Origin of the sequence: Amnimonas aquatica (assembly GCF_002943415.1) — a bacterium.
Taxonomy (GTDB): domain Bacteria; phylum Pseudomonadota; class Gammaproteobacteria; order Pseudomonadales; family Moraxellaceae; genus Perlucidibaca; species Perlucidibaca aquatica_A.
The window spans coordinates 1-8,839 of the sequence record NZ_PTQZ01000055.1; the positions used below are offsets into that span (position 1 = coordinate 1).

7 protein-coding genes are annotated in these 8,839 nt (G+C 69.3%); 2 read left to right on the plus strand and 5 right to left on the minus strand.

Features of this window, described 5'->3' with window-relative positions; translation table 11 throughout:
* Positions 1–133: 133 nt before the first annotated feature.
* From cysG to C5O18_RS03735, 5 genes are all read right to left on the minus strand, one after another.
* Complete coding sequence (cysG, locus tag C5O18_RS03715; RefSeq protein ID WP_105191576.1) at positions 134–1,513, minus strand: siroheme synthase CysG; 1,380 nt, start codon at positions 1,511–1,513, stop codon at positions 134–136.
* Between the two features lie 20 nt (positions 1,514–1,533).
* Positions 1,534–2,817 carry a serine--tRNA ligase gene (serS, locus tag C5O18_RS03720; RefSeq protein ID WP_105191587.1) on the minus strand — a complete coding sequence of 428 codons (1,284 nt, stop codon included), beginning with the start codon at positions 2,815–2,817 and terminating at the stop codon, positions 1,534–1,536.
* 163 nt (positions 2,818–2,980) lie between these two features.
* Positions 2,981–4,291: a replication-associated recombination protein A gene (locus C5O18_RS03725; RefSeq protein WP_105191589.1), complete on the minus strand. Its 1,311-nt coding sequence runs from the start codon at positions 4,289–4,291 to the stop codon at positions 2,981–2,983.
* 21 nt (positions 4,292–4,312) lie between these two features.
* The gene (gene lolA, locus C5O18_RS03730) at positions 4,313–5,002 is read right to left on the minus strand and encodes an outer membrane lipoprotein periplasmic chaperone LolA (protein WP_105191591.1); all 690 of its coding nucleotides are present in this window, start codon (positions 5,000–5,002) and stop codon (positions 4,313–4,315) included.
* Positions 5,003–5,015: 13 nt separating this feature from the next.
* Positions 5,016–7,406, minus strand: a complete 2,391-nt coding sequence (locus C5O18_RS03735; protein ID WP_241146727.1) for a DNA translocase FtsK — start codon at positions 7,404–7,406, stop codon at positions 5,016–5,018.
* A gap of 169 nt (positions 7,407–7,575) precedes the next feature.
* On the opposite strand from C5O18_RS03735, the gene trxB reads away from it, so the two are divergent.
* Positions 7,576–8,544 (plus strand): thioredoxin-disulfide reductase, encoded by a 969-nt coding sequence (trxB, locus tag C5O18_RS03740; RefSeq protein ID WP_105191595.1) that lies wholly within the window; start codon positions 7,576–7,578, stop codon positions 8,542–8,544.
* 26 nt (positions 8,545–8,570) lie between these two features.
* The coding region (locus tag C5O18_RS03745) for a leucyl/phenylalanyl-tRNA--protein transferase (protein WP_420884468.1) at positions 8,571–8,839 on the plus strand (269 nt) is incomplete at its 3' end.

The following is an 8,839-nucleotide window of genomic DNA, read 5'->3' on the forward strand; positions in this document are numbered from 1 at the left end:
CGCCAGCGCCGACTGAGCCCTGAAAAATGTTTTCCGAATAAGCGACACAATAGCTAATGGCCTCTAGCTGCTGGCAGCAAATATAAATACTGACCAATTTTCGGGCTCAGTCGCAGAAAATACGGTTCAACGTTTACGCCCCAAACCAGCTCAACCGCTCCCGCAACCGCACCACCTCCCCCACGATGATCAGCGTCGGCGCCGGCAGCGGCCGGCCGGCCAGCTTTTCGACGATGTCGCCCAGCGTGCCGGTCAGCACCTGCTGCTGCGGGGTCGTGCCCTTGGAGATCATGGCCACCGGCGTGGCCTCGGTGAGGCCGTGGCGCAGCAGCTGCTCGCGGATCGGCCCGAGGCTGACCAGGCCCATGTACAGCACCAGGGTCTGGTTGGGGTGCACCAGCTCTTCCCAGGGCAGGTCCGGCGTGCCGTCCTTAAGGTGGCCGGTGACGAAACGCACCGACTGCGCGTGGTCGCGGTGGGTCAGCGGAATGCCGGCGTAGGCGGCGCAGCCGCTGGCGGCGGTGATGCCGGGCACGACCTGGAACGGCACGCCGGCATCCGCCAGCTCCTCGATTTCCTCGCCGCCACGCCCGAAGATGAACGGGTCACCGCCCTTGAGCCGGCACACGCGCTTGCCTTCCTTCGCCAGCCGCACCAGCAGCGCGTTGATGCTCTCCTGCGGCAGCGCGTGGTCCGCCCTCGCCTTGCCGACGTAGATGCGCTCGGCGTCGCGCCGGCACATGTCGAGAATCGGCGGCGACACCAAGCGGTCGTAGACCACGACATCGGCCTGCTGCATCAGCCGCAGCGCCTTGAAGGTGAGCAGGTCGGGGTCGCCGGGGCCGGCACCGACCAGGTAGACCTCGCCCGCCGGCGGCTGCTCGGGGTTTTCCAGTGCCTGCGCCAGTTGCGCGCGGGCTTCCTGGTCACGGCCGGCGAACACCAGCTCCGGCAGCGCGCCGGCGAGCTGGCGCTCCCAGAACGCGCGCCGCGCCGGCACGTCCGGGAAGGCGGTCTTGGCCTCGCGGCGGAAACTGCCCAGCAGCGTCGCCAGGCGGCCGTAGGCAGCGGGAATGGTCGACTCCAGCTGGCTGCGCAGCAGGCGCGCCAGCACCGGCGACTCGCCATTGCTGGACACGCTGATCAGCAGCGGCGAACGGTCGACAATGGCGGGAAAGATGACCGTGCACAGGTCCGGCGCGTCCACCACGTTGACCGGAATGCGGCGCGCGCGGCAGGCGGCGGAAACGCGGGCATTGAGGTCGGCGTCATCGGTGGCGGCGATCACCAGCACGGCATCGGCGATGTCGCCCTCGGCCCAGGCACGGGCCAGCACGCCGCCCTGCCCGGCCTCGACTTCGGCGCGCAGGACGGGCAGCACCTCGGGCGCGACCACGGTGACGCGGGCGCCGGCGCGCAGCAGCAGCGCGATCTTGCGCGAGGCGATCTCGCCGCCGCCGACCACCAGGCAGGGCTCGCCATCGAGCCGGAATCCCAGCGGCAGCGTGTGCATGGTCGCGTCCTGTCCGTGCGTCAGGCCGAGGCCGGACGCAGCTCGGTCTGGCCGCCCAGGTAGGGCTGCAGCGCGGCCGGAATGCGCACGCTGCCATCCGCCTGCTGGCCGTTCTCGAGCACGGCGACCAGGGTGCGGCCGACGGCGAGGCCGGAGCCGTTGAGGGTGTGCAGCAGGTCGGGCTTGCCGGTGTCCGGGTGGCGGTAGCGGGCCTGCAGGCGGCGCGCCTGGAAGCTGCCGAAGCTGGAGCAGGAAGAGATTTCGCGGTACTTGCCCTGCCCCGGCAGCCACACCTCCAGGTCGTAGGTCTTGGTGGCCGAGAAGCCCATGTCGCCGCCACAGAGCAGCATGACGCGGTACGGCAGCTCCAGCTTCTGCAGGATGGCCTCGGCGTGGCCGGTCAGCGTTTCCAGCGCGGCATCCGACTCTTCGGGACGCACGAACTGCACCAGCTCGACCTTCTCGAACTGGTGCTGGCGGATCATGCCGCGGGTGTCACGGCCGTAGGAGCCGGCCTCGCTGCGGAAGCACGGCGTGTGCGCGGTGTAGCGCCTGGGCAGCTCGGCCGGGCTGAGGATCTCGTCGCGGTGCAGGTTGGTGACCGGCACTTCGGCGGTGGGAATCAGGTACAGGTCGCGCTCGCCCGGCACCTTGAACAGGTCCTCGGCGAACTTGGGCAGCTGGCCGGTGCCCTGCAGGCTGTCGGCATTGACCAGATACGGCACGTACAGCTCTTCGTAGCCGTGCTGCCGGGTGTGGATGTCGAGCATGAACTGGGTCAGCGCGCGGTGCAGGCGCGCCAGGTCGCCCTTGAGCACGGTGAAACGGGCGCCGCTGAGCTTGCTGGCGCGCTCGAAATCCATGCCCAGGCGTTCGCCGAGGGCGACATGGTCCTGCGCCTCGAACGTCAGCGCGGCCGGCGTGCCCCAGCGCCGCACCTCGACGTTGTCTTCCTCGCCCTTGCCCGCCGGTACGGACTCGTGCGGCAGGTTGGGCACGCTCAGCGCCTGCGCCTGCCATTCGGCCTGCACCGCCTGCAGCGCCAGCTCGACCTCGGCCAGGCGGGTGTTGATGGCAGTCATTTCAGCCTGCAGCGCGGTGGTGTCTTCGCCGGCCTTCTTCGCCATGCCGAAACGCTTGGAGCCGTTGTTGCGCTCCGCCTGCAGGCGCTCGGTCTCCGTCTGCAGCTCGCGACGACGGCTTTCCAGCGCGCTCCAGGCTTCGCTGTCGAAGCTGACATGGCGCTTGGCGAGCGCGGCGGCGATGGTGGCGTGGTCCTGGCGCAGCAGTTTCGGGTCCAGCATGGAGGGATCCTTGCAAATCGGTGAAGTGACGAAGGACGTATCATAGCCGAAGCGGCCGCATGCCGTGTGCGGATTGGCATCGCCGAAAACGGCCGGAAGCCGCCGGATGCGTGTCTCCGACCCGGGCCAGGACAACCGTGCGGCATTGTCGCGGCGACCGCCCTCAGCCCTTCCCCGCCGCCTCGTCGAGCTTGCGCAGGAACACCAGCTTTTCGCCGATCCTGATCTCCAGCCCGCGCGGCACCGGCTGGTACCAGCGCGGCTCGGGCATGCCTTCGGGCAGATAGGTCTCGCCAGCGGCGTAGGCATGGGGCTCGTTGTGGGCGTAGCGGTACTCGCGGCCGTGGCCCAGTTCCTTCATAAGCTTCGTCGGCGCGTTGCGCAGGTGCACCGGCACCTCGCGGCTGCGGTCCTGCTGCACAAAGGCGCGGGCGGCGTTGTAGGCGTTGTAGCCGGCGTTGCTCTTCGCCGCCACCGCGAGGTAGATCACCGCCTGCCCCAGCGCCAGCTCGCCCTCGGGCTTGCCCAGGCGCTCGTAGGTCTGCGCGGCATCGTTGGCGATCTGCATGGCGCGCGGATCGGCGAGGCCTATGTCTTCCCAGGCCATGCGGATGATGCGCCGCGCCAGGTAGTACGGGTCGGCGCCGCCGTCGAGCATGCGGCTGAACCAGTACAGCGCGGCGTCGGGGTCGGAGCCGCGCACCGACTTGTGCAGCGCCGAGATCTGGTCGTAGAAGTCGTCGCCGCTCTTGTCGAAGCGGCGCACCGAGCCCTGCAGGACTTCTGCCAGGCCGTCGTCATCGAGCGCGCCGCCTGAGGCTTCGGCGAGGTCGGCGGCAATCTCCAGCAGGTTGAGCGCGCGCCGGGCATCGCCGTCGGCGGCATGGGCCAGCGCCTGCAGGTCAGTGTCGCTGAAACGCAGGTCGCGCTCGGCAAGACCGCGCGGGTCCGCCACCGCCTGCTGCAGCAAGGCAACCAGGTCCTCCTGCGCCAGCGAACGCAGCACGTAGACGCGCGCGCGCGACAGCAGCGCCTTGTTGAGCTCGAACGACGGATTCTCGGTGGTGGCGCCGATGAAGATCAGCGTGCCGTCTTCGACATAGGGCAGGAAGGCGTCCTGCTGCGACTTGTTGAAGCGGTGCACCTCGTCAACGAAGAGCACGGTGCGGTGGCCATTCTGGCGATGGAACTGCGCCTCCTCGATGGCGGCGCGGATCTCCTTCACCCCCGACAGCACCGCCGACACCGCGATGAAACGGGCGTCGCAGGCGGTGCACATGAGCCGCGCCAGCGTGGTCTTGCCGACGCCCGGCGGGCCCCAGAGGATCATGGAATGCAGCTGGCCGCTCTCCAGTGCCTCGCGCAGCGGGCGGCCGCGCGCCAGCAGATGGGTCTGGCCGACGTACTCGTCCAGCGAGGCCGGCCGCAGCCGGGCCGCCAGCGGCTGCCAGGGCTGGGCGTCACGCGTGCTCATGCGGCCGCCTGCGCGTCATGGTCACTCCCGGATGATGTCGGTGCCGGCCGGCGGGACCAGCTTGAACAGGCTGTCGGCCAGCTTGCCGTTGCGCTTGACGCGGAAGAACTCGATGCTGGTCTTCTGGCCCAGGCTGTCATCGAGCTTCATGGCGAAGGGCTCGTCGCCCTTGAACTGCAGGGTGACGCCGGCGAACACGGCATCTTTCGCCTTCGGCGTCAGCGTGAATTCGGTCAGCGCGCCGTTCTGCCGGCGGCTGATGGCGAACTGCTGGCGCAGGCCGCTGACATCGCCGCTGAACAGCAGCGCCGGAGTCTGCGCCCACTCGTCGCCGAGCGGGCGGATGGTCATCTGCTGCAGGTCCGGATCGTGGATGCGGATGTCCTTGCCGTCGGCGACGATGAGCTGCTGGTACGGCTGACGCACCTCCCAGCGGAACAGCCCGGGCTTGCGCGCGCTCAGGGTGCCGGTCACCACCTGCGGCTGGCGGCCGCCGGACAGCTGGCTGGTCTGGGTGAAGTCGGCCTGCACCGAGGTCATGGCCTTCAGGCGCTGCGCCAGCTCGGTGCCGGCGGCGCTGTCATCGGCCGCGGCGGCCGGCTTCGCGGGCGCGGGCTTCACGGCCACGTCGGCGGCCGACAGCGGTGCCGACGCGAGCAGTCCGGCCAGGGACAGGGTCAGCGTGGCCAGCAGTGTGTTCTTGCCCGGCATGTCGGGTCTCTCCTCAATCGCGATGGGGTACCACGACTTCGCGCTGGCCGTTGCTCTGCATCGGGGTCACCACGCCGGCGTTTTCCATGGCCTCGATCAGGCGCGCCGCGCGGTTGTAGCCGATCTTGAACTTGCGCTGGACGAACGAGATCGACGGACGCCGCGTCTCCAGCACGAAAGCCACCGCTTCATCGTAGAGCGCGTCCTGCTCCGGGTCGCCGCCGACATCGTCGAAGCCGCCGAAACCGCCGCCCTTGCCGGCGCTGTCGCTGTCCATGCTGCCTTCGAGGATGTCGTCGATGTAGTCCGGCTCGCCACGGGCGCGCCAGTCACCACAAACGCGGTGCACCTCGTCGTCGCTGACAAAGGCGCCATGGACGCGCTCGGTCAGGCTGGTGCCCGGCGGCAGGAACAGCATGTCGCCATGGCCGAGCAGCATTTCCGCGCCGCCCTGGTCGAGGATCGTGCGCGAGTCGATGCGCGACGACACCTGGAAGGCGATGCGGGTGGGCACGTTGGCCTTGATCAGGCCGGTGATGACATCCACCGAGGGACGCTGCGTCGCCAGCACGAGGTGGATGCCGGCGGCGCGCGCCTTCTGCGCGATGCGGGCGATCAGCTCCTCCACCTTCTTGCCGACGATCATGATCATGTCGGCGAATTCGTCGATGATGACCACGATGAACGGCAGCTTGCCGAGGTCGGACGCCTCTTCCTCGAACACGTTCTCGCCCGGCTTCCACAGCGGGTCCTTGATCGGCTCGCCGGCGGCGATGGCATCCGCCACCTTCTTGTTGTAGCCGTCGAGGTTGCGCACGCCGAGCTTGGACATGAGCTTGTAGCGCCGCTCCATTTCCGCCACGCACCAGCGCAGCGCGTTGGCGGCATCCTTCATGTCGGTGACCACCGGCGTCAGCAGGTGCGGAATCTTGTCGTAGACCGACAGCTCCAGCATCTTGGGGTCGATCATGATCAGGCGCAGTTCGGCCGGCGTGGCCTTGAACAGCATGGACAGGATCATGGCGTTGACGCCCACCGACTTGCCCGAACCGGTGGTGCCGGCGACCAGCAGGTGGGGCATGCGCGCCAGGTCGGCGACGATGGGGTTGCCGGCGATGTCCTTGCCCAGCGCCAGCGTCAGCGGGCTGGCCTTGGACTCGAAGGCGTGCGAAGTCAGGATCTCCGACAGGCGCACCATTTCGCGGTCCTGGTTCGGCACCTCGATGCCGACCACCGACTTGCCGGGAATGACCTCGACCACGCGCACCGAGACCATGGCCATGGCGCGCGCCAGGTCCTTGGCGATGTTGGTGATGCGCGCGACCTTGACGCCGGGCGCGGGCTGGATCTCGAAACGGGTGATGACCGGGCCGGGCTGCACCGCCACCACCTCGGCATCGACATTGAATTCCTTGAGCTTGATCTCGAGCAGGCGCGACATGCCTTCCAGCGCCTCGGCGCTGTAGCCCTTCTTGCCGCGGGCATCGGCCGGGTCCAGCAGGTCCATGGACGGCAGCGTGCCCTCGCCCGGCGGCGGCGCGAACAGCTGGCGCTGGGCATCGGTCTTCTTCGCCGGCTTCACTTCCGCCAGCGGCTGGATGGTGATTTCCGGACGCGTGCGCGGCGTGTCCAGCGGCACCGCGTGGGTCTCGGGCTTGGGCTTGATCACCGGCTTCACCACCTGCACCGGACTCAGCACCGGCTCCACGCGCGAGGCGCCGGCACCCGGGCCGCCGCTGCCGTGGCCACTGGCGGTCGCCGGGCTGCGCGCGGCCGGCAGGCGGTCGCGCTGCTCCTTCACGGCATCCTTCATCTGACCGAAGCCGCGGCCGAGCAGCGGCAGCACGCGCTGCCAGAGCACGCGGCCCAGCCACCACAGGGTCTGCCCCAGGCGGTCCATGAGGCGCAGCCAGGACAGGCCGGAGGCCAGCGTCACCGACACCAGGAAGATGGCGAGCAGGATGATGCTGCTGCCGATCAGGCCGGTGGCCTTCCACATGGCGCCGCCCAGCGCCTGGCCGAGCACGCCGCCGGCGGCGTTGTCGAGGCCGAAGCCCGGCATGACCTTGTGCAGGTGCAGCAGCGAGGCCAGCGCCAGCAGCGCCAGCAGCCAGGCCAGCGCCTGCGGCAGGCCGCGCAGCGCGCCCACCGGGTAGCGCCAGAGCAGCAGCACGCGCCAGAGCAGCAGCAGCGGCACGACGTAGGCCAGCGGCCCGAGCAGGAAGCCGAGCAGGTCGGCCAGCCAGGCGCCGGCGACGCCGCCGGCATTGTGGATCTCGCCATCGCCGACCTGGGTCCAGGCGCTGTCGCCGGCCTTGCGCGACAGCAGCGACAGCAGCATGAAGCCGGCCAGCGCCAGCCAGAGGGCGGCGCGGACCTCGCGGCGTCCCAGCGTCTGCGCCACGGCATTTCCGGTTGAAGATTCAGGCACGGACACGCGTTTTTTCCTGTTCACTGAGCGACTTGCAATCCGCCATTGTAACGGCATGACATCAAGATGCCATGCTCCGCTATACTGGCCGCCTGACTTTTGACCCCCGGCAGCCCCCTGCCCCACGCACTCTGGAGTTCCCATGGCCCGCGCGCATCACCGCCTGATCATCCTCGGTTCCGGACCCGCCGGCTACACGGCGGCCGTCTACGCAGCGCGCGCCAACCTGCAGCCCGTGGTCATCACCGGCATGCAGGCCGGCGGCCAGCTCACCACCACCACCGAGGTCGACAACTGGCCCGGCGACGCCCACGGCCTCACCGGCCCGGCGCTCATGGAACGCATGCAGCAGCACGCCGAACGCTTCGGCACGCAGATCGTCTACGACCACATCAATGCCGTGCAGCTCGGCGAGCGTCCGTTCGTGCTCAGCGGCGACAGCGGCGAATACACCTGCGACGCCCTGATCATCGCCACCGGCGCCTCGGCGCAGTACCTCGGCCTCGAATCCGAGACCGCCTTCATGGGCCGCGGCATCAGCGCCTGCGCCACCTGCGACGGCTTCTTCTACCGCGGCCAGCGCGTCATGGTCATCGGCGGCGGCAACACCGCCGTGGAAGAGGCGCTGTACCTGTCCAACATCGCCGAGCACGTGACCCTGGTGCACCGCCGCGACAAGCTGAAGTCGGAGAAGATCCTGCAGGACCACCTGTTCGAGAAGGAAAAGGCCGGCAAGATCAGCATCATCTGGAACCACACGCTGACCGAGGTGCAGGGCAGCGACGACGGCGGCGTCAGCGGCGCCCTGCTCACCTCCACGCAGGATGGCGGCACGCAGGTGGTGCCGGCGGCGGGCATCTTCATCGCCATCGGCCACAAGCCGAACTCCGACATCTTCGCCGGCCAGCTCGACATGAAGGACGGCTACATCAAGGTGAAGAGCGGCCGCGAGGGCAACGCCACCGCGACCAGCGTGGCCGGCGTGTTCGCCGCCGGCGACATCGCCGACCACATCTACCGCCAGGCCATCACCTCGGCCGGCGCCGGCTGCATGGCGGCCCTGGACGCCGAGAAGTACCTCGACGCCCTGGGCCTGGATCACCACGCCTGAACACGGGCGGTCACTGACCCGCGCCCGTGGCGACCCTGCTGCCCTGGCTGGAGGCGGATGACGCCTTCCCGGATCCGCGCGACGCGCTGGCGGATCCGCCGGGGCTGCTGGCCGCAGGTGGCGACCTCTCCCCCGGCCGCCTGCTCACGGCCTACCGCGCCGGCATCTTCCCCTGGTTCAGCGACGACCAGCCCATCCTCTGGTGGTCGCCGGACCCGCGCTGCGTGATCGCGCCGGATGACTTCCGGCCCTCGCGCAGCCTGCGTCAGCAGCTGCGGCGCGGCGGCTGGCAATT

What these genes read in the sequence shown, in the direction of transcription:
- lolA (WP_105191591.1), bottom strand. Translation starts at nt 5,002, where the DNA reads ATGCCGGGCAAGAACACACTGCTGGCCACGCTGACCCTGTCCCTGGCC.
- trxB (WP_105191595.1), top strand. Translation starts at nt 7,576, where the DNA reads ATGGCCCGCGCGCATCACCGCCTGATCATCCTCGGTTCCGGACCCGCC.
- cysG (WP_105191576.1), bottom strand. Translation starts at nt 1,513, where the DNA reads ATGCACACGCTGCCGCTGGGATTCCGGCTCGATGGCGAGCCCTGCCTG.
- serS (WP_105191587.1), bottom strand. Translation starts at nt 2,817, where the DNA reads ATGCTGGACCCGAAACTGCTGCGCCAGGACCACGCCACCATCGCCGCC.
- C5O18_RS03725 (WP_105191589.1), bottom strand. Translation starts at nt 4,291, where the DNA reads ATGAGCACGCGTGACGCCCAGCCCTGGCAGCCGCTGGCGGCCCGGCTG.